Here is a 20,891-nt window from a genome sequence, read left to right on the forward strand (position 1 = left end):
ATTTGAAATGCTGCGTTATTCGAAAAATCACGCGCGAACTTCGCTGTCAATTATTGGTGTCACACCGCGACTGGCTGACAAATCGGCCAGTAATGAAACCCTCGCCCCAGCGCCCGCAGGCCTCAGTTGCGGCAACAGCCAGCCGTGCCGGACTCTCCGGATGGGCGACAAGGAGAAAGACCACATGGGCAGTGGTGAACGTCCAGACCATGGCGTCCGAAGCGACACTGCGCAACCGCTTGATACAGGAAGCCAGAAAGGCCCGGCGCTCGACCCTAGGAAAGTGCTGGTAGATCAGCAGGGACTTTCCCGATGCGTAGAAGGCAGCCACCTCGTCCAAGTAAAGATACTTGGAGGAGTTCTTGCGGCCCTTCGAAAGCGAGGTCTCAAGACCGTTGTCGGGATCAAAGAAGACAAGCTCGACGCTGTGGAATGAGGACAGGCAGCGCTCCATGAAAACAGCACGGCCCGACAGGTCGTCCGGCAACAGTTCGTTCAAGTAGGCTGCGCCTAGAATGACTCCGCTGTCCTCAATGGTCTGAAGCTGTCGACGATCCGGCTGATCTGCGGCGTGCGCCAGGGTGTCGAACAGTTCCGGGTCAAAGTGCCGATACCGATCAGGCTGCTGAAGGTAGGCTAGCTTCCCGCCGTCGGAGCCGCCGTCTGAGGGCGTCAGCATCCAGCACACGCCGATACGATTAGCCCCGCCCCACGAGAGAGCCCGCAACAATGCATATTTCCGATAGTCGCTAACGTCGCCGACGTATTGATGCTTCAAAGTTCCCCCACGAAATGGCGTGAACTACCACGCCATAACGTACATAGACCCGTGGGGTATGTCATGAACATTTCGTTCGCATGGAGTTGTTTGCGACAAATCTCAGGAAGCGAGCGGAGCAGCTCGGGCTTTCCAACGCCGAGGTGGCTCGGCGCGCTGGTTTAAGCGAACGGCGATACGGAAACTATGTCAGCGGCCGCCGCGAGCCAGACCTCGCGACTCTGGTGAGGATTTCGTCAGTGCTGGCGACATCGCCCAATGAGCTTTTGATAGCCTCGTTTGAGAAAAGCGCGCCGGAAGAAGTGGCACGGCAGCGGACGATTGCGGCCTTAGCCGCATTACGAAACGACGATCTCGAACGCGTGGTGGTTATGATCGAAGCACTGGCTACCGAACGGCGATAACGTCTCGCCCGTTTGGCAACCTGAAGCAAGCATCTCCATATGCGGTTCAGCTCTTGAGTACACTTTCAAGCAAATCGCGCAAGTCGTCAGCTATTTGGCCGGATAAGGCTGCTGGAACAATCAACGAGTAGCTCGGTCCCGCTTTCAGCCCTGCCTTGTGTGTCACCTTTCGTATCGCGTTTCGCAGATCTTTGCCGAGAACCACATACTGTTTTCCGTGCTCGGCGGCCTCGACTTCAACCTCAGAGTCGCCGAATTGCGGTAGATTGCCCTTTTTGTTAAATTTGTTTGCAGCGTCGTTGCGCTTGCGTCGACGTGTTTCTAGAGCAACGTTATTTGCCACAGCTTCCGCGACCGCATCTTCAAGTAACTGCCGAGCGGTCTCTTCCGAAATACCAAAGTGCGAAGCGATCGCCGCTTCATTGGTCCAGTACGCCTCCATGTCGGAATACCTGGTGAACCATACGACATGGCCTTTGTCGGAATAGGGGCCGCGAAGAGTGGCTAACTCTCCGGGCATTAAGAAGTCACGGTCGCGATGTATAACAACCTTAAGACTACCAGCGGTGATCTCAATAAAATCCTTGATGACCTCTGCTTCCGGCACTTTTCCTGATCCGCGTACAGGCCAAACGGCGACCGCGCGGTCCAGATGAGGCCATTGAGATAAAATGGTCCTTATCATCCCGGCATCTTCATCTTCGGTCAGCATAAGAATCTTCCGATCCAATAGACCCCAGCCCATTAGCCGCCGGCCTTCGGTGTCGCCGCCATCCTGCACCTTCCCTTCCTTCATCCAAATGACCTGTGCATCGCTTGGAAGGGCACGAACCACTGATGGGCTATGGGTCGTCAGAACAACTTGTGTGTCCGTCCTCTGAGAAGCTGCAACCAATACCGGTATGAGCCGCTCTTGAGCTGTGGGGTGCAGATGGGCGTCGGGCTCATCCACCAGCAAAAGCGCGGGTCGAAAGTACAGCAGATAGGCAAATATCTGGATGACCTGTAGAAACCCAACGCCAGCGAGTTCAAGTGGCTTCCATTTCTTTTCAGACGCTTGCATGTCGGCCGTTGTAAAGCGAGCCGAGATGGTGGAGTCCCTTTCATCCACAAACGTCACGTCGAGCGATATTTTCCCCATTACTTGTGATACATACTCTTCGAGCAACATCAGGCCATTCTTGCCATCTATTTCGGTGCCTTTTAAGAGGTGGAGGACGTTGCGTAGGACCGTGTTTGCGTCGCCAGCTGCGGCCAAGCGGTGAACGATTGCCCGACTTCGCTTCTCCTCGCTTAGTGGAATGCCGGCTAAGCCGGGGATGTATGCACTAAATTCTCGCGAAGGGTCTCGAAGGTTGCTGATGAACGTATTGCCGCTGGGGATGTGGACGAGGATACCCGCGTTACGAGCTGACTTGATCCAAAGCTCTGCTGTTACCTCAGAGCCATCGTCCATGATAGCTACTACGCTCATATCAAGCTGGGGCGTACCCGTCTTATTGCCGTACTCCGACGAGTGACCAGCATTTCGGTAGTCCGGGGATGGCATATATGTTGCATTTTTTCGGAAAGCGTGACCCCGTCTGACGACTTTGACCGAGCCTCAACCCGACGGTTCCTCCCCGACTGAAACATCCAGTGCATGGCCTGCAGCACAGAGCTTTTGCCGGAGCCATTCGCACCAACAATGACATTGAAGTCTACAAGATTGACCTTCGTCGAGCTGATGGCTTTGAAATTGCCAATGTCGATGGACTTGATTCTCACTTATTGTCCCTCCGTCCCAATCGGTAAGGATAGAGCGAGTGGTGATCAATCAGTCAACTACAGCCCATTTGTTTCGGTTCGAATTAAGCGCGCATGAGTAGCGTTGTGACCATTTAGGTTGAGTATCCGGCGTGTCCCGCAACACACCGATCCCGCGCTGCGCCGAAGCCGCGAACTGGTGACCCGCGTGTAACCCGGACCTTTGGATCACCCCGGCGCCCTATCCTGTCGAGGTCCGCCAGAAAGCGAAAAAGCCGCGGGAAACCGCGGCTTTTCGATGCTTGATCCCCTAGAGGAAACTGGAGCGGGTGAAGCGATTCGAACGCTCGACCCCAACCTTGGCAAGGTTGTGCTCTACCCCTGAGCTACACCCGCTCGCGCGGCTTTGGGCCGCAAGCCGGGCCTATATGGCTGAAGAGCGCGGCGATTGCAACAGGGAAATCGCAGGCTTTTTTCAATGCGCCGGAGGAGGCCGGCGGGGGCCGGCGGCGGCAGCCGGAAGGATTCGGCGCCGCGTCGCGCGGCGGTCTTGTCTCGACCATGTCATTGGCCGTAAACGGCATGGCTGGAAAACCAGCCGAAGACGAGAACCCCATGCCCAGGACCGAAGCCGAGCTCTTTGCCTTTCTTGCCGAACTCGGCATCGCCGTTTCGACGAAACGCCATCCACCGCTCTATACGGTCGCCGATTCGCAGGCACTGCGCGGCGAAATCGCCGGCGGCCACACCAAGAACCTGTTCCTGAAGGACAAGAAGGACGCCTTCTTCCTGGTCACGGTCGGCGAGGACGCTGTCGTCGACCTGAAGCAGATCCACCATGTGATCGGCGCCGCCGGCCGCGTTTCCTTCGGCAAGCCGGAGATGCTGATGGAGCTTCTGGGCGTCGCGCCGGGCGCAGTCACGGTGTTTGGCCTGATCAACGACACGCAGCACAGGGTCAAGGTCGTGCTCGACGAGGCGCTGATGCGGCATGCGGTGATCAACGCGCATCCGCTGACCAATGAGGCGACGACGTCGATCGCATCGGGCGACCTCATCAGATTCGTCGAGGCAACCGGGCACGATGCTGCTATCTTGAAAGTCTCGGCATGATCGCCACATGGATGGCGAAACCGGTTTCCAACCAAGGACAGTGCGCCGATCCGCTGGCGCCACCGAAAGGGCGACGACATGAGTGACAACAATCCGTTTGGCGGCTCCTTTGGCAATAGCGGCGGCCAGTATGCCACGACGGTGCAGTATGGCGGCGGCGCGGAACCGCAAAAACCTGCGGCCGGCGCCGCGCCCGCCGGCGACGTCATCAAGGATACCACCACCGCGGCCTTTGCCGCCGACGTCATCCAGGAATCGCGCCGCCAGCCGGTGCTGGTGGATTTCTGGGCGCCGTGGTGCGGGCCGTGCAAGCAGCTGACGCCGCAACTGGAAAAGGCGGTCCGCGCCGCCGGGGGTAAGGTCAAGCTGGTCAAGATGAACATCGACGACCATCCCTCGATCGCCGGCCAGCTCGGCATCCAGTCCATTCCCGCGGTTATCGCCTTCAAGGACGGCCAGCCGGTCGACGGCTTCATGGGCGCCATCCCCGAGAGCCAGATCGCCCAGTTCATCGACAAGGTCGGCGGCAAGGGCAATGGGGCTCCTGATGTGACCGAGGCGCTGGCGGCGGCGGCCGAGGCCCGCACGGCCGGCGACGTGCAGACGGCGGCCGACATCTATGACGCCGTGCTCGAGCAGGCGCCGGAAACGATCGAGGCAATAGCGGGGCTGGGTGAATTGCTGTTCGAGGCCGGTGATGTCGAAGGCGCCGAGGCAATGCTGGCGCGGGCGCCGGAGGCCAAGGCCGATGCGCCGCCGCTGGCCGCGCTGCGCGCCAGGATGACCTTGGCCGCGCAAGCGTCCGAACTCGGCAACCCGGCGGAGTTCGAGCGCCGCCTGGCCGAGAATCCCGGCGACCATCAGGCCCGCTTCGATCTGGCCATGGTCCAGAACGCCAGGGGCGAGCGCCACGCGGCCGCCGACAATCTCCTGGCCATCATCAAGGCTGATCGCGGCTGGAACGAGGACGGCGCCAGGGCGCAATTGCTGCGCTTCTTCGAGGCCTGGGGCATGACCGACGAGGCGACGCTTGCCGCGCGGCGCAAATTGTCGTCGCTGCTGTTTTCCTGAGCCAGCGCGGCCGAATGGTCGCGCGGGGCTTGCACCCGGCGCCGGCCGCGCCAGATAGGACCAATCCGGCCCGCCTTTCCCTCGGGAAGCCAACAGCCCGGGCGGCGACAGGCGGATCGCGGCATGGACGCGCTTCCCGGGCGAAGCGATCGGAGGAACGAGGTGCAGGCGGGAAACGCTCACTACCGGCTCGGCAAGGATCTGCCGTCGACCATTCCGGTCTTTCCGCTCGAGGGCGCGCTTCTGCTGCCGGGCGGCCGCATGCCGCTCAACATCTTCGAGCCGCGCTACCTGCAGATGGTCGACGAGGCGATCGCCGGCTCCCGGCTGATCGGCGTCATCCAGCCCAGCCTGGACGGCGCCTTGCGCGACGATGGCGAGCCGGAGCTCTGCAATGTCGGCTGCGCCGGCCGCATCATAGCGCTTTCCGAGACCGGCGACGGCCGCTACCTGATTTCGCTGCAGGGCGTGTGCCGGTTCCGTGTCACCCATGAGCTGACGGTCAAGACGCCGTTCCGCCAAGGCAAGATCGCCCCCTTTCTCGCCGATCTCGACGAGGATCAGGCGGCCGCGGAGGTCGACCGGCCGGCGCTGCTGCGGGCGTTCCGCTCCTATCTTCAGGCCAACGACCTGGAGGCCGACTGGGAGAGCGTCAGCCGGGCCGAAAACGCCATGCTGGTCAACGCGCTGTCGATGATGGCGCCCTATGGACCAGCCGAGAAGCAGGCACTGCTCGAAGCGGCCGATCTGAAAACCCGCGCCGAAACGCTGATCGCCATCACCGAAATGGCGCTGGCGCGCGAGAACGAGGATTTTGGCTCGAGCCTGCAGTAGGATGTTGAGAGAGGGCACGATGGCGGCGGATGGGCGTGACGGAAAGAGAGCGAATGTCGACCCCAGGATGCTGGAGCTACTGGCTTGCCCGCTGACCAAGGGGCCGCTGGCCTGGGATCCCGAGCGCGGCGAACTGATCTCGCGGGTCGCCAAGCTCGCCTATCCCGTGCGCGACGGCATCCCGATCATGCTGCCTTCGGAGGCGCGGAGCATCCCGGCGGAAGACGTGCTGTCGCCGCCCCGACTGGGCGGGCCGGCCGGCTCGACGTGACGGGGCGGTCATTGAGGCCGGCGTTCTACGGCGCCCCCTCTGCCCTGCCGGACATCTCTCCCACGAGGGGGGAGACCGGACGTCACAACGGCTTTCGCTAATTTTCAACGTCCAAAAAAGAGCGCTGCAGCCGAAGCTGCCAATTCCCCCCCAGTGGGACCCAAGTGGGGGAGATGTCCGGCAGGGCAGAGGGGGGCGCTGTCCCGCTGCCTTATCAGTATCGGACGATTTCTTTTTGCCGCAGATCACGTCCCCGCACCTACTGAAAATTGCGCCCCCTGGGCATGACCTTTTCCGCCTTGTCCGCCAGCGTCGCGATATCCTGCCGGGCCGGCGCGTTCGGCTTCACCTCCTCCAGGAGCACCGTCAGCCAGGGCGTCAGATCCTCGATCTTCTCGGCGACGATGTGGACGACGTCCGATTCCGACTGCAATTTGCCGGTGACCTTGACGAAACGGGCGCCCATGACGATGGGGCGGAAGCGGTCGAAGGTCCGCTCCCAGAAGATGACGTTGGCGACGGCCTCGTCATCCTCCAGCGTCAGGAAGACCGCATTGCCCTTGCCGGGCCGCTGCCGCACCAGAACGAGGCCTGCGACCGAGACACGCCGTCCGTCCCGCACGGAGCCCAACCTGGCATTGGGGATGACCCCGGCCCGGTCGAGCCGCTCGCGCAGGAAGGCGACCGGATGCGCCTTCAAGGACAGACCGAGCGAGCGGTAATCATGGATGACATGCTCGCCGAGCGGCATTTTCGGCAGTTTCGTTTCGGGCTCCAGCTCGCGCAGGCCAAGGGCTGGCCGGTCGAACAGCGGCAGCTTCTCGGCGGCGCTCTTGCCGTCCAGCGCGCGCACGGCCCATAGTGCCGCGCGGCGGTCGAGGCCGATGGACCGAAAAGCGTCGGCCTGCGCCAGCCTTTCGAGTTCACCGACATCGAGGCCGGAGCGCAGCCAGACATCCCGGACGGATGCGTAGCCTGAACCGCGCCGCTCGACGAAGGCTTCCATACGCTCCTCGGAAAGTCCCTTGATCTGCCTGAAGCCGAGCCGCACCGCATGCTGCGTCGCGATGACGCCGCGCATTTCGGCATGGCGCGGCAGGATGTGGGCCGGGTCGAAAGTCGCCTGTTCCAGCGTGCAGTCCCAGACGGAGAAATTGACGTCGACCTCGCGGATGTCGACGCCATGATCGCGCGCGTCGCGCACCAATTGCGCCGGCTGGTAGAAACCCATGGGCTGCGAATTCAGGATCGCGGCGCAGAACACGTCGGGGTAGAAGGTCTTGAACCAGCAGGAGGCATAGACCAGCAGCGCGAAGGAGGCGGCATGGCTTTCGGGAAAGCCGTATTCGCCAAAACCCTCGATCTGCTTGAAGCAGCGTTCGGCGAAGTCCCGGGTGTAGCCCTTGCCGACCATGCCGTCGATCATGCGCCGGCGGTAATTGCCGATCGTGCCGGTGCGCTTGAAGGTGGCCATGGCGCGGCGCAACTCGTCGGCCTCGCCCGGCTTGAAACCACCGGCCACGATGGCGATGTTCATCGCCTGTTCCTGGAACAGAGGGACGCCTAGCGTCTTATGGAGGATCGCCTCCAGCTCCGGTTTCTGATACTCAGGCTGCTCCTTGCCTTGCCGGCGGCGCAGATAGGGGTGGACCATGTCGCCCTGGATCGGACCGGGCCGCACGATCGCCACCTCGATGACAAGGTCATAGAATTCTTTTGGTTTGAGACGCGGCAGCATCGACATCTGCGCACGCGATTCGATCTGGAAGACGCCGATCGTGTCGGCGCGACCGATCATCTTATAAACCGGCTCCTCCTCTTCCGGCAGGGTGGCAAGGACATAGGGCTGCCCGTAAGGGTCTCGCGCCTGCGGATAATGGTCCATCAGCAGAGTGAAGGCGCGCTTCAGGCAGGTCAGCATGCCGAGCGCCAGCACGTCGACCTTGAGGATCTTGACCGCGTCGAGATCGTCCTTGTCCCATTCGACCATCTTGCGTTCCTCCATCGCCGTCTTGACGATGGGAACGATCTCGTCGAGCCGGTCGCGGGTGATGACGAAGCCTCCGACATGCTGGGAGAGGTGGCGGGGAAAGCCCATGATCTCGTTGGCGCGCTCCATCACGTGCCGCGACACCGGATCGCTCCGGTCGAGGCCGCCGGCGCGAGCTTCCTTCTCGCCAAGCTCGGAAGTCGACCAGCCCCAGATCGAACCGGACAGCGACGCCCTGACATCCTCGGACAGGCCCATCGCCTTCGACACTTCCCGCAGCGCCGAGCGGCCGCGATAGCTGATGACGGCGGCGGCCAGCGCGGTGCGCTTGGAGCTGTATTTCTCGTAGATATACTGGATGACGGTCTCGCGCTTCTCATGCTCGAAATCGACGTCGATGTCGGGCGGCTCGTTCCTCTCCTCGGAAATGAAGCGCTCGAACAGCGTGTCGATGCGCTCCGGCCCGACCTCGGTGATGCCGATGCAGAAGCAGACGACCGAATTGGCGGCCGAACCGCGGCCCTGGCAGAGAATGTCCTGGCTGCGGGCGAATGTGACGATGTCGTGAACGGTCAGGAAATAACGGGCATAGTTCAGGCGCTCGATGAGGGCGAGCTCTTCCTCGATGCGCTTCGTCACCGATTGCGGCACGCCCGAGGGATAGCGCCTGGCCGCCCCCTCCCGTGCCAACCTTTCCAGCTCCGCCTGCGGGCCGAGGCCCGATTGCGTCGGCTCGTCGGGGTAGTTGTACTGAAGGTCGCTGAGCGAGAAGGTCAGCTCCTGCGCAAAGCGCAGCGTTTCGGCCAGCGCCTCCGGATGCCTGCGGAACAGGCGCGCCATCTCCAACGGCGGCTTCAGATGGCGCTCGGCATTCGCCGTGAGTTCCAGCCCGACCTCCGAAACGGGAATGTTGAGGCGGATCGCGGTCAGCACATCCTGGAGGGGGCGCCGTTCGGCCGTGTGGTAGAGAACGTCGTTGGTCGCCATCAAGGGCAGGCCGGCCAGTTCCGCCATCGCCGCCGCCTGCTCGATCCTGAAGCGGTCGTTTCCCGCATAATCGGGCGAAACGCCAAGCCGCAGGCTTTTGCCGAAACGGTGCTTGAGCTCGCCAAGCAGGACCAATGCTCCCTCGGCCCCCGCCGTCAGGTCGGGCAGGACCGCCAGCGACATCAGATCGCCCCATTCGAGAAGATCGTCGCGCCGCAGAAGGGTCGCGCCCTTTTCATTCTCCTCCCGCAGATTGGCTTGCGTGAGCATGCGGCACAGATGTCCCCAGCCCTTGCGGTTCCGCGGATAGGCGAGAATATCCGGCGTGCCGTCGCAGAAGACCAGCCGGCAGCCGGGGTGGTAGGCAAGCGTCTCGACCTTGGCCTGCTGCCAGGCGCGCACCACGCCCGCCACCGTGTTGCGGTCGGCGAGCCCGATCGCGGAGAACCCCATGAGCTTGGCCGCGACGACCAGCTCTTCCGGCTTGGAAGCGCCGCGCAGGAAGGAGAAATTCGACTGGATGCCGAATTCCGCATAGGGAATGGCGGTCAGCGCGTTCATGCGAAGACCCCGTGCAGGAACCAGCGCGGCGGGATTTCAGAGCCGCCATAGAGACCTTGCCGGTAGAGCCAGTAGCGGCGGCCGTCGGCATCCTCGATACGGAAATAGTCGCGTGTCGACGCCGCCTCGTCGCTTGAAGATTCACGCCACCATTCCGGCGCGATGCGTTCGGGCCCTTCGGCCCGGGCGACCCGGTAGAGCGCGCGCCGCCAGCGGAAATTCAGCGGCGGTCCCTCGGGCATTTCGGTGGCCGGCACCTCGATCGGCTCGGGCGAGCGGAAAAGCCGGATCGGCCGCTCCGGCGGGAAGATGGTCATCGGCGCCTGCATCCTGTCCGGTTTCTTCGGCGGCGTGGTGCGGCGCGGGCTTTCGGTGAAGGGGATGGTGGCGACGGCACGCTCGGGCAGGTGGCTTTCCACGGCGACCGGTTTGAGAACCGCCCCCTCGCCGAGCCGGGCGCGGATGCGGTCGGCGAACAGCGCGATATCGGCGCCGTCGTCGGTCGCTTCGCCTGTCAGGTCGGCTTGCGGCATGTCGAAGACGGCCGCCGCCAGCACCGAGAGCCGCACCAGGTCGAAGCCATAGCCGGCATCGATATGCTGCTCGAGGGCGGCCAGCCGCTCATGGAACAATTTCTGGATCAGCCGCGGTTCGCGCATCGGCCGCGACGTGCCGAGCGCGATGCGGCTGACGGCGCCGTCGACGCGGAACAAGAGCAGCGCCAGGCTTCTCGCGCCTTCGCCGCGCCGCTCGAGGTCGATCTTCAGGGTCGTCGCCAGCATGCCCACCAGCCGTTCTATGTCCTCTGTCAGCGTGACGGGCTCGGCCAAATGGCGTTCGACCGAAAGCGGCGCGACGGGCAGGCGCGGCGACACCGCCTCGTCGAGGCGGCCGAGCGCCTGGTCGAGGCGCAACAGCAGGGAGCCGCCGAAGCGGCGGGCGAGCGGCGCGCGCGGCGCGGCCATGACCGCGCCCGCCGTACGCAGGCCGACGCTTTCCAGGCTGGCGCGGATTTCCGGCGCGATGCGCAGCGCCGCCAGCGGCAAGGGCGCCAGAAGCGCTTCCTCCTCGCCGCCGGCAACGATGCGGTCGCCGCAGAACCGCGCCGCCGCCCAGGCGGCGCCGGGCGTCGCGGCAAGACCGGCGCGGACGTCGAACCCTTGCTGGAAGAAGCGCGACAGGATCTCGTCCAGCATGGTGCGTTCGCCGCCGAAAAGATGGGTGCAGCCGGTGACGTCGAGGAACAGGCCGTCGGTCCCGTCGAGCGCCACCAGCGGGGTGTAGCGGTCGCACCAGTCGGCAAGGCCTTCGAGCAGGCGCCGGTCGGCTTCGGCATCGGCCTCCACTATGTCGATCGACGGATGCATGGCGCGCGCGTCGGCAATGCCCATGCCGGGCTTCAGATGCAGCGCCTCAGCCCGCTCGTCGAGGGCTAAGATGCGCTGCGCGTTGCTGTCGCGATGGCTGATCACCAGCGGCCGGTGATCCGACGGCCGGGAACGCCACGACCGCCCCAGGCGCTGCCGCAGGATCCGTTCGGCCGCTATATAGGGAAACCACAGGGACAGGATTCTTTGCTCGTTCTTCCCCGGCCCTTCTTTCCCCAATCCTTCTTTCCCCAATCTTTCTTTCATCGAATACGCGTTCATCGGGGTTCCACTCCAATATGAATTGTCCTGGCAGGGCCGTGCGGCTCTTGCCGATGCTGATGGTGAAGGCGGGGCGGCCGATCGAGCCGGCAAGCGGCCCGGCGACCGTGTCGCGCGGCCCTGCCGGCGCCGGCGAGACGATGAGGCGGACGGGCGCCGCCGTCGGTTCGGGTTCGGCCGCCTGCCGCAGCAGGAAGACCGGCCGGCCGGCGCTCTGCGCGCGGGCGTGCAGCCGGCGCGTCGCGGTCAGGTCCAGCCGCTGCGGATTGCCGCGGACTTCAAGGATGACGGCGGCGAGCGCCGTCATGCGGGCCGCCTCCTCGGCGACCCACAGCGCATCGGCGAGCCTTGGCGCCTCGGAGAACAGCAATTGCTCCGGCTCGATGCCGAAGGCGGCGTGGAGGCCCCTGGCATAGGGAAAGCCCGCCTCGCGAAAAACCCCCTGGGTGCCGATCCAAAGCACCGGCAATCGCGATCCTTGCTTGAGGATCAGGCTGGGCTTGAGGATCAGGCTGGCGAGCGACAGGGCGAAGCCGGCGACGGCTCCGGCATCGCGGGTCTCGACGCCATGGATTTCGTTCAAGGCCGCTTTCGGCAGGCCGCCGCCCAGATCGTCGCCCAAATGGCCCCCCAAGAGGGCATCGAGCCGGCCGACGCCGGTGCGCAGGAAAGCATCCGGCCTGGCCACGGCGATGCCGCGCCGGACCACGGTGCGGTCCGCGTCGGCCATGCCGTCGTCGGAAGCCGCGCCGGCCGGCGCCTGCAGGCGCTCGGGCAGCGTTCCCTCGATCTTCGCGATCTGGCGGCGCAGGGCAAAAACAGTCTCCCGCGCCACGGCGGTCATCGCCATGACGGTCAGCTTCCACTCACAATTGTTCCTGTTATGTTCCTATTGATTCCAGAGGCGACCCCAAGAGTCAAGCAGACTCACGGGGAATTTATTCCTCTCCGATAGGAGTGTCGCGTTTGGCCGGGAAAGCCGGCCGCGCCCCCAAGCCAGGCGAAACGGCCCCCGGCGCCATGCGCAATTCCCTGCTCCGGGTTTGAACCGGGGAAATCCCGCGTCATTTGCCGATTGTGGCGCGAAAGCCTATATGCCGGGATCAAAGGACAAAGCATGGCCCGCATCTACAAGACCCGCGTCTGGCATGACCAGCTTTCGCCGTCGATCGACGAGATGGAGTTCCTGGCGCTGGAGGCCTACGCCCATCTGCCCGAGGATTTTCGCAAGCTGACCGGCGAGATCATCATCCAGATCGCCGAATTCCCGACCGACGAGATCATGGACGACCTGTCGCTGGAAACGCCCTTCGACCTGCTCGGCCTGTTCGAGGGACGCGGCATTGCCGAGCGCTGGAACCCGCAGACCGGCGAAGGCCCGAACCGCGTCACGCTCTACCGCCGCGCCATTCTCGACTACTGGGCCGAGAACGAGGAGACCTTGGGCGACATCGTCACCCATGTGCTGATCCACGAGATCGGCCACCATTTCGGCCTCTCCGACGACGATATGGAGAAGATCGAAGAGGCGGCCGAGTGACGGTTCTACGTCAGGCCGTCATTTCACAATGAGTGTGACGAAATGTTTTAATACGTTCTGCACAGTTTGCTCCCCGGTATGTCCTGCCACTGCCCATTGCGCAAAATGTCCATCAATGTACATGCGTGCGAGCCCGTAGACGAGCGCCCTCGCGGCTATCTGGGTCTCTGCCATGTCGTCCGACCGGAGCATGTTTCGTCGCTGTGCTTCTGCCATTGACGCTTCCATCAGCGAACGCACCGCTTGGTTATCGTGACGCAGCGACTCTGAAGCATCCCAATCAATAAGATTGCGTGTCGAGATGATCTGGAAGTGGGTGGGGTTTCGAATTGCCCAGCGTAAATAGGCGATTCCAACAGCGGCAAAGCGTTCGATCGGATCGTCCGTCGCAACCTTCTCGACCGCGTCCGTGATCTCCGAGCGGAACCGGCTCATTGCCTGCTCCGCGACAGCCGTCATCAATGCGGTCTTGTTGCTAAAGTGGCGGAACGGCGCACCTGGGGAAACGCCGGCACGTTTTGCGGCTTCGCGCACGCTCACATTGTCGGGGCCGCCTTCCTCGACCAGTTGAACCGCGGCATCGATCAGGACCTCCCGCAAATTGCCATGGTGGTAACCAGTGCGATGAGGCGCCTTGGCTTTTGCCATCTCTTTCCCTTCGTTCCGCGGAGCTGCTCCCGCCTCTGTAGCATGATTCCGCGATCTATGTAATCGCCGTTTACAATTCCGGCCAGAGCATGTAAGCAGTGATTACTGATGGGATCGGAACAGGCCTGCGGTCTTCGCGGCTCCGGAACTCCCCGCTGAGGAGACGAACATGCTCGCCAGAACAGCCTCACCCCGCCCGCAATCGGTCATTTCGCGTCAGAGTCCAGCCGAAGAACCTCAGCAGGAGAATTTCGCGATTGTCCCGTCGAGCGCGACTGTGCCCTCCTTCACGCTTTATCGGCTTGCCGCCGTCGCCGGGATGGGAAGCGCGCTTATTCTTCTGGTCAACGCGGCTAAACGCAGCTCGCTCATCGCGACCACCGATCTGACGCAACTTCTCGCGCCGGTCGCCGAGATATTGGCGCTTGGCCTCGTCGTGGGCCTGTTTCTTGCGTTTGGCCGGCGCGCGGGGCTGTTCGGCACTGTCGCGTTTGTCGTCAACTTCGTTGCACTGGCAAGTCTGGTAGGCGTGGAAGTGGTGATCAATCTGGTATTTTCGAAGCTTCCGCTCGCAACCATCGTCGAGCTGCGGACCGGGCCGCTCGGTCTGGCTCTGGTCGCCAGTTCAGTTCTTTTTCTGGTTGGAACGCTCGCGTTTGTGATCTCTCTCGCCGTTGCAAGAGGCGTGCCGCGCATTCCTCTCGCCCTCTATCTCATTGGCGCGGTGCCGATCGCGCTTCGTGCGTTCGTTCCGGAGCTCGCTCTTGATTTGGGCTTGGCGACGCTTGCGGCATCGATCGCCTGGCTGGCGGCGTGGCTGTGGATGCGAGGGCCTACCAATCGCTGAGCTTGGTGTCCGGCCCGTATTCCTGGCCCTCGACATCCTTCACCACGGCCTGGCCGCAGCGCATGGTCTTGGTCTTCTTGTCGTAGGCATATGTGGGCGAGCCGAACAGATGCCAGCCCTTGTTCAGGGCCGCCGTCACCTTGTGGCAGAAGCTGGCGTCGTCCGGAGCGGTGAGAAAGCGGTAGAGTTTCATCATTCAATTCCTGTCGTCAGTCCCATCGCCCGCGATCGGCAATCCACACATGGCACATCATGCGCCGACGGCCGCGGCCTTCGCCAGCAGTTTTTCGGCCTGCGCCAGGTGCAGCCGTTCGACCATTCTTCCCTCCAGCGCAATCACGTTTCTGCCGGCATTTTCCGGAAGCGCAAAGGCCTCCTTCACCGCGCGCGCCTTGGCCACCGCCTCCACGGACGGCGCAAAGGCGCGGTTCGCCGCTTCGATCTGGGCGGGATGGATGAGCGTCTTGCCGTCGAAGCCCATGGCGGCCGCCTCCGCGCATTCGCGGCTGAAAGCGTCGAGCGCGCGAAAATCGTTGAAGACGCCGTCGAGGATATCGAGGTCGCCGGCACGCGCCGCCAGCACCATCTGCATCAGCCACGGCAAGAGATAATGCCGGTCCGGCGTCGCCAGAATGCCGGTGTCCTTGGTCAGGTCGTTCGTTCCGGCAACGAAACAATCGAGCCGCGAGGCGGGATCGCGGCCAAGTTCGGCAATGGCGCCGACATTGAGCACGGCCTTGGGCGTCTCGATCATCGCCCATAGTTTCACGCTGTCGGGAACGGAATTGTCGTCGAGCACGTCACCAGCCTCGAGCACGTCGCGGGGCGTGTCCACCTTGGCCAGCAGGATGCCGTCCGGCTCCGCCTTGGCCGCCGCCAGCAGGTCGCCGCCGCCCCATTCGCTGGAGAGCGCATTGATGCGCACAATCATCTCGCAGCGCCGGCCAATATAGTTGGTATCAGGACGATTGCTGAAGAGGCCGGCGAGCCTTTCGCGCGCCGCGACCTTGTCGGCCGGGGCGACGGCATCCTCCAGATCGACGATGACGGCGTCGCAGGCAAGCTGCGCCATCTTGGCCAGCGCCTTGTCGTTCGAGGCCGGGACATAGAGCACCGAGCGGCGCGGGCGGTAGGGATCGGTCGTCATGCCAAATCTATGCCGCCTGCCGCGGGTTGAAGCAAGGAGCAGGCGGCATCGCGCGGCGCTCTACCGACGCTACCTACATGGGGCTCGCCATCGCGCTGGCCCTCCTGAAAGCGCAGGATGGCACGATGCGGCTGGTTGACTCCGGGCGCGGCACGCGCTTCGACACTGTTTTGCCAACCGCGTGACTCCCATCCGCGGCTCGATTCGGAAAGGCCTGAAACGTGCGCTACGACATCGTCATCATCGGCGGAGCCATCGTCGGCTCCTCGATCGCCTATTATCTGCGCGAGGAAGGCTTTTCCGGCTCGATCGCCCTGGTCGAGCGCGACCCGCAATTTTCCCATGCGGCGACGACGCTATCCATGGCCTCGATCCGCCAGCAATTCTCGATTCCGCAAAACATCCGCCTGTCGCAATTCACGCTGAAACTGTTCCGCCGGCTGAAGGAAGAATTCGGCGCGGACGCCGACATCGGTTTTCGCGAGGGCGGCTATCTTATTCTCGCCGGCGAGGCCGGGCTGCCGATCCTGAAAGCCAATCACGAGGCGCAGGTCGCCGAAGGGGCCGACATTTTGCTGGAGGAAGCCGAACAATTGGTGCGCCGTTTCCCATGGCTGTCGGCCGAGGGCATCACCGCCGGCGCCTATGGCCGCAGCGGCGAGGGCTGGTTCGACGCGCATGCCATGCTGATGCTGTTCCGCAAGGCGTTGCGGGAGAAGAAGATCGACTTCATCAACGCTTCGGTCACCGGCATCGAGCGTCAAGGTGAGCGCGTTGCCGGCGTCAGCCTCGACAATGGCGAGCGGCTCGAGGCCGGCATCCTCGTCAATGCCGCGGGGCCGAACGCCGGCAGGGTCGCCGCGCTCGCCGGGCTGGCGCTGCCGGTCGAGCCGCGCAAGCGCAACGTCTTCGTCTTCGAGGCGCGCGAGAAATATGCCGACATGCCGCTGCTGGTCGATCCCTCCGGCATCTATGTCAGGCCGGAAGGCTCGGTCTATCTCACCGGCGGCGCCGAGCCGGAAGAGGGCGACGGTCCGGCCGACCCCGCCGATTTCGACGTCGACTGGCCGCTGTTCGAAGAGGTGATCTGGCCGGTGCTGGCGACCCGCATCCCGGCCTTCGAGGCGATCAAGCCGACGCGCGCCTGGGCCGGCCATTACGACTACAACACGCTTGACCAGAACGCGGTGATCGGCCCGCATCCCGAAGTCGGCAATTTCCTCTTCGCCAATGGCTTTTCCGGCCACGGTTTGCAGCAGGCGCCCGCCGTGGGCAAGGCGCTGGCCGAACTGATCGTCCATGGCGGCTACCGCACGGTGGACTGCTCCGCCTTTGGCTACGCACGCATCGCCGAAGGAAGGGCGTTCCGGGAATTGAATGTCATTTGAGGAGCGCCCTTTCCTTCTCCCCTTGTGGGAGAAGGTGGATCGGCGCGTCAGCGCCGAGACGGATGAGGGGTGTTCCAGCGGAGTGAGGCGTTGGCGTTCCCTGGAACACCCCTCATCCGTCGCCTTCGGCGACACCTTCTCCCACAAGGGGAGAAGGAAAGGGCGCTTCTAAGCCGCGGCTCTATTTCCGGCCTCGAAATAATCTTGCAGCCATGCCAGCACCCGTCCCCAGCCCTCGGCGTGCTCGGCCGCGGCCTCTTGCCGGCCGGCAAAACCGCCGTGGCAAACGGTAAGCCGCGTGCCGGAAGCGATCGGCTCCAGCAGCCAGGCGACCTTCGTCTCCCGCCGGCCGAGCGTCGGGTGGTCCCACCCATAGGCCCGCGTCTGGACGATCCGGCGCGGCGTCTCGATCTCCAGGAATTGGCCGCTGGCTGGCATGTCCTTGCCGTCAGCGGTTCTGACGACAACCGCCCAGCGGCCGCCAACGCAAAGATCGGCCGTCCACCCGACCATCCGGTAGGTGTCGGCGGATCCCCACCACAGTTCAGCTTCTTCCGTGCTCAGCGCCCGGAAGACACGCTCGGGCGGGGCACTGATATCGGCGGTGGCGAACACGGTCTCGCCATTGGTCATGGCGTGCGTGGCGGGCTCATGCGGCATGGCTGCCTCCCAGAGATTGATTCCGAAACGATCACCCTTTCGATGGCGGGCGCTCAAAGCCCTTGCCGGTCTCCAGCAGGCTCTTCAGGCTGGACAACACCAGCGGCCAGCCCTTGGCGACGTTTTCGATCAGCCTGTGCGGACCGTCGGCTTCGTGGGCGACGCTGAGCTTCATCAGGGCGCCCTCCTCCTCGATGGTGAAGGTGCAGCGCGTGTAGCCGTCCTCCTTCACCTCGGGCAGCCATTCGTTGCGCCACCTGATGACGAGACGCCGCGGCGGGTCGACCTCCAGGATCTCGCCTGAGTCGGCGATGCGGCCGTCGGGGAAGACCAGCTTCCAGCTCGAGCCCACTTTCCAGTCGCTCTCCTGATGGGAGCAGAGGAAGAACTGCCGGTTGAATTCCGGATCGGTCAGCGCTTGCCAAAGCTTCTCGGGCGTGGTGCGGATATAGGTCACATAGACGAAGGCGTTGCTCATCGGTCGTCCCTTTCAAGACGTTTCTTCAGGTCGCTGAGGGCGGCGAGCCGCCCCCGCTCGAACTTGCCGATCCAGCGTTCGGCGATCTCGTTGATCGGAACCGGGTTGAGGTAATGCTCCTTCTCACGGCCTCTGCGCACAGTGGTGACGAGGTTTGCTTCCTCGAGGATCGCCAGGTGCTTGGTCACCGCCTGGCGCGTCATGGCCATCTGTTCGCATAGCCCGTTCAGCGTCTGCCCGTTCCTGGCATGGAGGCTGTCCAGCAATTGCCGGCGGGTCGGATCGGCCAGCGCCCTGAAAACAGCGTCCATGCTCATGGCATTAATATGCAACCATTTGGTTGCATGTCAAGCAACAAGATCGCGCATCCCGCCGCCAACGGTGCGATGTCAGCGCGTGCGGGAGAACCAGAAGGCGTCGGCCATGCGCGTCATGCCGATGCGCTCGTAGAAGCCGGCGGCGTCGGGCACGGAGACCAGGCTGATGGCGACGGCCGGGCCGAGCTGCCGCCGCGCCTCGTCCATCAGTCCCTTGCCGATGCCGAGCCCCTGCGCCGATCCGGAAACGGCAAGATCAGAGATGTAGCAGACCCAGGAGAAGTCCGTCACGGCCCTGATGACGCCGACCAGCGGCTTGCTTTCGATATCCAGCCGCGCGGTCAGCACCAGATTGGCGCCCGACAGCATCGCCCGCAGCCTGTCGGCATCATCGACGGGACGGATCTCGCCGAGGCCGGAATCCACCAGCACGCGGCGGAATTCGGCGACGTCGAGCGCGGGTTCGCGTGCATAGAGGATTTTTTCAGCCATCGCAGCCAGACTGCACCATCGGGCCGCGAATCCGAAGCCCTTTGTGCCGTACCCCGTGCCGACGCGCGCGAACACCTGCCTTTTATTTGCCGCCGGCTTTGTGTAAACCGGGCGCCAGCAATCCCCAGCAATGCCAGGAAGACGGGCAAAGACCATGGAAAAATTCACCAAGCTCACCGGCGTCGCCGCGCCCATGCCGATCGTCAATGTCGACACCGACATGATCATCCCCAAGGATTATCTCAAGACGATCAAGCGCACCGGGCTCGGCAGCGGCCTGTTCGCCGAGATGCGCTACAAGGACGACGGTTCGGAGAATCCGGATTTCGTGCTCAACAAGCCGGCCTACCGCAAGGCGCAGATCCTCGTCGCCGGCGACAATTTCGGCTGCGGCTCCTCGCGCGAGCACGCGCCGTGGGCGCTGCTCGATTTCGGCATACGCTGCGTCATCTCGACCTCTTTCGCCGACATCTTCTACAACAACTGTTTCAAGAACGGCGTGCTGCCAATCACCGTCAGCCCCGAGGATCTCGACAAGCTGATGGACGACGCTTCGCGCGGCTCCAACGCCACTTTGTCGATCGACCTCGAGGCCAAGGAGATCCGCGGGCCCGACGGCGGCGTGGTCAAGTTCGATCTTGACGACTTCAAGCGTCATTGCCTGCTGAACGGCCTCGACGATATCGGCCTGACCATGGAGAAGGCCGGCGCCATCGCTTCGTTCGAGAAGAAGAACGCCGAGCTGCGCCCCTGGGCCTGAGTGGCGCGGACTGACGACATCGGCCCGGCCGTCGCTGGCCGGGTTTGCGGCGGCTGGAGGAGGAACAGTCATGACACGCCCGCTTCTTGCCAGCGCCTGCGCCCTGGCCGTGACCGTGGCGACGCTGGCCGGCGCGCATGCGCAGGCCGAGACGCCAGCGACGCAGCCACCGGCGGTAACCGAGACGCCGGCCACGGATCAGGGAGCCGCCGACGTTTCCGACGACGACAAACAGGCGCCGGTCCCGTTCGAGGGCGGTCAGTTCACCATCACGCAGCAGGAACAGTATGGCGAGAAGGTGCTTGCCTATGACGGCAAGCAACTGGCCAGCAATTACGACGTCTTCTTCGACAGGATAGTCGAGGTCGGCGGCGTCAAGGTGGCGCTGTTCGATGTCGGCGACGGCGGCAACCAGTGCGGACCGGCGACAGTGATCGTCTGGAAACCGGAAGGCGGCGATATCCAGAGCACCACCGTCGAGCAGGACGAGTGCGGCGCGCCGCCCACGGCCGTCTCCGACAACGCCATCTATTTCGTGCCTTATCTCCTGCCTGGCGATTCGAAACCGGCATTGCAGTGGTCGCCGACATCGGGGCTGACGATCTCCGGCAATCTGACCTACATGCCCGAACCCGGCACCGACTGGAAAGACATCGATCCGTCGAAATACGACAACATCATCGACGCCTTCCACAATGAGGCCGTCTACAAGGCCGCCGAAGCGTTGCTCGGCAAGGACATGCCCGACATGGCGACCAGCCTGCTGGTCGGCGGCGGCACCGAAAAGACCGCGTCCGGCGCCTTCTATGCCAGCGGCTGCGTTCCGCACGATTGCGGCGGCAATGACGGCTTCATGGCGGTCGACCCGGCCCAGCATAAGCTCTATTTTGCTCGCCGCGGCGACAATGGCGAGCCGGACGCTAAGCCCCCGGTGAAGACCTGGCCGGCCGACGTGAAGGCCGCGCTCGACAAGGCGATGAGCGCGGCGAATTAGCGCAATTCCGGGAAACGGTTTTCAGTCCGGAATTGCGCACCGGTGGCGGGCCAGCACCCCCTCTGTCCTGCCGGACATCTCCCCCTCAAGGGGGGAGATCGGGCGTCACCTCTTCCTTCGCCAATTTCCCAACGTTGCCAAGTGAGCGGGGCGCCGAAACTGTCAATCTCCCCCCTTGAGGGGGAGATGTCCGGTAGGGCAGAGGGGGCAGTGCCC

The 20,891-nt window shown here is 63.6% G+C and carries 23 protein-coding genes and 1 tRNA gene; 10 read left to right on the plus strand and 14 right to left on the minus strand.

Annotation, left to right across the window (positions count from 1 at the left end; translation table 11 throughout):
• Positions 1-46 precede the first annotated feature (46 nt).
• Complete coding sequence (locus LB551_RS07895) at positions 47-778, minus strand: hypothetical protein (protein WP_224658774.1); 732 nt, start codon at positions 776-778, stop codon at positions 47-49.
• A gap of 80 nt (positions 779-858) precedes the next feature.
• Between LB551_RS07895 and LB551_RS07900 the strand changes: the two genes are divergently transcribed.
• Positions 859-1,182 carry a helix-turn-helix domain-containing protein gene (locus LB551_RS07900; protein WP_224658775.1) on the plus strand — a complete coding sequence of 108 codons (324 nt, stop codon included), beginning with the start codon at positions 859-861 and terminating at the stop codon, positions 1,180-1,182.
• 46 nt (positions 1,183-1,228) lie between these two features.
• Here the strand turns inward: LB551_RS07900 and LB551_RS07905 are convergent, their stop codons facing one another.
• From LB551_RS07905 to LB551_RS07915, 3 genes are all read right to left on the minus strand, one after another.
• Positions 1,229-2,638, minus strand: a complete 1,410-nt coding sequence (locus LB551_RS07905; protein WP_224658776.1) for an ATP-dependent nuclease — start codon at positions 2,636-2,638, stop codon at positions 1,229-1,231.
• A gap of 14 nt (positions 2,639-2,652) precedes the next feature.
• A complete protein-coding gene (locus LB551_RS30090; RefSeq protein ID WP_224658777.1) occupies positions 2,653-2,949 on the minus strand; it encodes an AAA family ATPase in 297 nt (98 codons plus the stop codon).
• Positions 2,950-3,249: 300 nt separating this feature from the next.
• A tRNA-Gly gene (locus LB551_RS07915) sits at positions 3,250-3,324 on the minus strand.
• A gap of 219 nt (positions 3,325-3,543) precedes the next feature.
• Between LB551_RS07915 and LB551_RS07920 the strand changes: the two genes are divergently transcribed.
• The 4 genes from LB551_RS07920 (at position 3,544) to LB551_RS07935 (ending at position 6,217) form a co-directional block, all read left to right on the plus strand.
• A complete protein-coding gene (locus LB551_RS07920) occupies positions 3,544-4,041 on the plus strand; it encodes a prolyl-tRNA synthetase associated domain-containing protein (protein WP_224658778.1) in 498 nt (165 codons plus the stop codon).
• A 78-nt stretch (positions 4,042-4,119) separates the two neighbouring features.
• Entirely contained in the window at positions 4,120-5,112 is a 993-nt protein-coding gene (gene trxA, locus LB551_RS07925; RefSeq protein WP_224658779.1) for a thioredoxin, read from the plus strand.
• 162 nt (positions 5,113-5,274) lie between these two features.
• Positions 5,275-5,946 (plus strand): LON peptidase substrate-binding domain-containing protein, encoded by a 672-nt coding sequence (locus LB551_RS07930; RefSeq protein WP_140550937.1) that lies wholly within the window; start codon positions 5,275-5,277, stop codon positions 5,944-5,946.
• A 19-nt stretch (positions 5,947-5,965) separates the two neighbouring features.
• Complete coding sequence (locus LB551_RS07935; protein ID WP_140550563.1) at positions 5,966-6,217, plus strand: Trm112 family protein; 252 nt, start codon at positions 5,966-5,968, stop codon at positions 6,215-6,217.
• A 259-nt stretch (positions 6,218-6,476) separates the two neighbouring features.
• Here LB551_RS07935 and LB551_RS07940 read toward each other — a convergent pair whose 3' ends face one another.
• The 3 genes from LB551_RS07940 to LB551_RS07950 are packed head-to-tail and all read right to left on the minus strand — an operon-like array spanning position 6,477 to position 12,254.
• Positions 6,477-9,755, minus strand: a complete 3,279-nt coding sequence (locus tag LB551_RS07940; RefSeq protein ID WP_224658780.1) for an error-prone DNA polymerase — start codon at positions 9,753-9,755, stop codon at positions 6,477-6,479.
• Positions 9,752-11,227: a DUF6504 family protein gene (locus LB551_RS07945; protein WP_224658781.1), complete on the minus strand. Its 1,476-nt coding sequence runs from the start codon at positions 11,225-11,227 to the stop codon at positions 9,752-9,754. The genes LB551_RS07940 and LB551_RS07945 overlap by 4 nt, the downstream gene beginning before the upstream one ends.
• Positions 11,169-12,254, minus strand: coding sequence for an ImuA family protein (locus LB551_RS07950; protein ID WP_224658782.1), 1,086 nt, complete (start codon positions 12,252-12,254; stop codon positions 11,169-11,171). The genes LB551_RS07945 and LB551_RS07950 overlap by 59 nt, the downstream gene beginning before the upstream one ends.
• Before the next feature lie 267 nt (positions 12,255-12,521).
• Between LB551_RS07950 and LB551_RS07955 the strand changes: the two genes are divergently transcribed.
• Entirely contained in the window at positions 12,522-12,944 is a 423-nt protein-coding gene (locus LB551_RS07955; protein WP_140550559.1) for a metallopeptidase family protein, read from the plus strand.
• A gap of 18 nt (positions 12,945-12,962) precedes the next feature.
• On the opposite strand, the gene LB551_RS07960 is transcribed toward LB551_RS07955, so the two are convergent.
• Positions 12,963-13,592, minus strand: a complete 630-nt coding sequence (locus tag LB551_RS07960) for a TetR/AcrR family transcriptional regulator (protein WP_224658783.1) — start codon at positions 13,590-13,592, stop codon at positions 12,963-12,965.
• A gap of 169 nt (positions 13,593-13,761) precedes the next feature.
• Here LB551_RS07960 and LB551_RS07965 point away from each other — a divergent pair, with 169 nt between their 5' ends.
• Positions 13,762-14,439 carry a hypothetical protein gene (locus tag LB551_RS07965; RefSeq protein ID WP_224658784.1) on the plus strand — a complete coding sequence of 226 codons (678 nt, stop codon included), beginning with the start codon at positions 13,762-13,764 and terminating at the stop codon, positions 14,437-14,439.
• Here LB551_RS07965 and LB551_RS07970 read toward each other — a convergent pair.
• Both LB551_RS07970 and LB551_RS07975 read right to left on the minus strand, forming a co-directional pair.
• Complete coding sequence (locus tag LB551_RS07970; RefSeq protein ID WP_140493464.1) at positions 14,426-14,632, minus strand: DUF1737 domain-containing protein; 207 nt, start codon at positions 14,630-14,632, stop codon at positions 14,426-14,428. The two genes, LB551_RS07965 and LB551_RS07970, sit on opposite strands and share 14 nt — an antisense overlap.
• A 57-nt stretch (positions 14,633-14,689) precedes the next feature.
• Positions 14,690-15,586 (minus strand): HpcH/HpaI aldolase/citrate lyase family protein, encoded by an 897-nt coding sequence (locus LB551_RS07975; protein WP_224658785.1) that lies wholly within the window; start codon positions 15,584-15,586, stop codon positions 14,690-14,692.
• A gap of 221 nt (positions 15,587-15,807) precedes the next feature.
• On the opposite strand from LB551_RS07975, the gene LB551_RS07980 reads away from it, so the two are divergent.
• Entirely contained in the window at positions 15,808-16,974 is a 1,167-nt protein-coding gene (locus LB551_RS07980; protein WP_224658786.1) for an NAD(P)/FAD-dependent oxidoreductase, read from the plus strand.
• Positions 16,975-17,142: 168 nt separating this feature from the next.
• On the opposite strand, the gene LB551_RS07985 is transcribed toward LB551_RS07980, so the two are convergent.
• The 4 genes from LB551_RS07985 to LB551_RS08000 form a co-directional block, all read right to left on the minus strand.
• On the minus strand, positions 17,143-17,634 hold the full coding sequence (locus LB551_RS07985) for an SRPBCC domain-containing protein (protein ID WP_224658787.1): 492 nt from the start codon (positions 17,632-17,634) through the stop codon (positions 17,143-17,145).
• Between the two features lie 31 nt (positions 17,635-17,665).
• Positions 17,666-18,112, minus strand: coding sequence for an SRPBCC family protein (locus LB551_RS07990; RefSeq protein WP_224625389.1), 447 nt, complete (start codon positions 18,110-18,112; stop codon positions 17,666-17,668).
• On the minus strand, positions 18,109-18,429 hold the full coding sequence (locus LB551_RS07995) for an ArsR/SmtB family transcription factor (protein ID WP_224625388.1): 321 nt from the start codon (positions 18,427-18,429) through the stop codon (positions 18,109-18,111). Before LB551_RS07995 ends, LB551_RS07990 begins: the two co-directional genes overlap by 4 nt.
• A 72-nt stretch (positions 18,430-18,501) precedes the next feature.
• Positions 18,502-18,921, minus strand: coding sequence for a GNAT family N-acetyltransferase (locus tag LB551_RS08000; RefSeq protein WP_224658789.1), 420 nt, complete (start codon positions 18,919-18,921; stop codon positions 18,502-18,504).
• A 154-nt stretch (positions 18,922-19,075) separates the two neighbouring features.
• Between LB551_RS08000 and leuD the strand changes: the two genes are divergently transcribed.
• Entirely contained in the window at positions 19,076-19,681 is a 606-nt protein-coding gene (gene leuD, locus LB551_RS08005; RefSeq protein WP_140491959.1) for a 3-isopropylmalate dehydratase small subunit, read from the plus strand.
• A gap of 70 nt (positions 19,682-19,751) precedes the next feature.
• The gene (locus tag LB551_RS08010) at positions 19,752-20,675 is read left to right on the plus strand and encodes a hypothetical protein (protein ID WP_224658790.1); all 924 of its coding nucleotides are present in this window, start codon (positions 19,752-19,754) and stop codon (positions 20,673-20,675) included.
• Positions 20,676-20,891 lie beyond the last annotated feature (216 nt).

The sequence above is a fragment of the Mesorhizobium sp. BR1-1-2 genome (assembly GCF_020165435.1).
Classification (GTDB): Bacteria; Pseudomonadota; Alphaproteobacteria; order Rhizobiales; family Rhizobiaceae; genus Mesorhizobium.

What these genes read in the sequence shown, in the direction of transcription:
- LB551_RS07990 (WP_224625389.1), bottom strand. Translation starts at nt 18,112, where the DNA reads ATGAGCAACGCCTTCGTCTATGTGACCTATATCCGCACCACGCCCGAG.
- LB551_RS07985 (WP_224658787.1), bottom strand. Translation starts at nt 17,634, where the DNA reads ATGCCGCATGAGCCCGCCACGCACGCCATGACCAATGGCGAGACCGTG.
- leuD (WP_140491959.1), top strand. Translation starts at nt 19,076, where the DNA reads ATGGAAAAATTCACCAAGCTCACCGGCGTCGCCGCGCCCATGCCGATC.
- LB551_RS07920 (WP_224658778.1), top strand. Translation starts at nt 3,544, where the DNA reads ATGCCCAGGACCGAAGCCGAGCTCTTTGCCTTTCTTGCCGAACTCGGC.
- LB551_RS07965 (WP_224658784.1), top strand. Translation starts at nt 13,762, where the DNA reads ATGCTCGCCAGAACAGCCTCACCCCGCCCGCAATCGGTCATTTCGCGT.
- LB551_RS07995 (WP_224625388.1), bottom strand. Translation starts at nt 18,429, where the DNA reads ATGAGCATGGACGCTGTTTTCAGGGCGCTGGCCGATCCGACCCGCCGG.
- trxA (WP_224658779.1), top strand. Translation starts at nt 4,120, where the DNA reads ATGAGTGACAACAATCCGTTTGGCGGCTCCTTTGGCAATAGCGGCGGC.
- LB551_RS07940 (WP_224658780.1), bottom strand. Translation starts at nt 9,755, where the DNA reads ATGAACGCGCTGACCGCCATTCCCTATGCGGAATTCGGCATCCAGTCG.
- LB551_RS08010 (WP_224658790.1), top strand. Translation starts at nt 19,752, where the DNA reads ATGACACGCCCGCTTCTTGCCAGCGCCTGCGCCCTGGCCGTGACCGTG.
- LB551_RS07960 (WP_224658783.1), bottom strand. Translation starts at nt 13,592, where the DNA reads ATGGCAAAAGCCAAGGCGCCTCATCGCACTGGTTACCACCATGGCAAT.
- LB551_RS07950 (WP_224658782.1), bottom strand. Translation starts at nt 12,254, where the DNA reads ATGGCGATGACCGCCGTGGCGCGGGAGACTGTTTTTGCCCTGCGCCGC.
- LB551_RS08000 (WP_224658789.1), bottom strand. Translation starts at nt 18,921, where the DNA reads ATGGCTGAAAAAATCCTCTATGCACGCGAACCCGCGCTCGACGTCGCC.
- LB551_RS07970 (WP_140493464.1), bottom strand. Translation starts at nt 14,632, where the DNA reads ATGAAACTCTACCGCTTTCTCACCGCTCCGGACGACGCCAGCTTCTGC.
- LB551_RS07975 (WP_224658785.1), bottom strand. Translation starts at nt 15,586, where the DNA reads ATGACGACCGATCCCTACCGCCCGCGCCGCTCGGTGCTCTATGTCCCG.
- LB551_RS07900 (WP_224658775.1), top strand. Translation starts at nt 859, where the DNA reads ATGGAGTTGTTTGCGACAAATCTCAGGAAGCGAGCGGAGCAGCTCGGG.
- LB551_RS07955 (WP_140550559.1), top strand. Translation starts at nt 12,522, where the DNA reads ATGGCCCGCATCTACAAGACCCGCGTCTGGCATGACCAGCTTTCGCCG.
- LB551_RS07935 (WP_140550563.1), top strand. Translation starts at nt 5,966, where the DNA reads ATGGCGGCGGATGGGCGTGACGGAAAGAGAGCGAATGTCGACCCCAGG.
- LB551_RS07905 (WP_224658776.1), bottom strand. Translation starts at nt 2,638, where the DNA reads ATGGACGATGGCTCTGAGGTAACAGCAGAGCTTTGGATCAAGTCAGCT.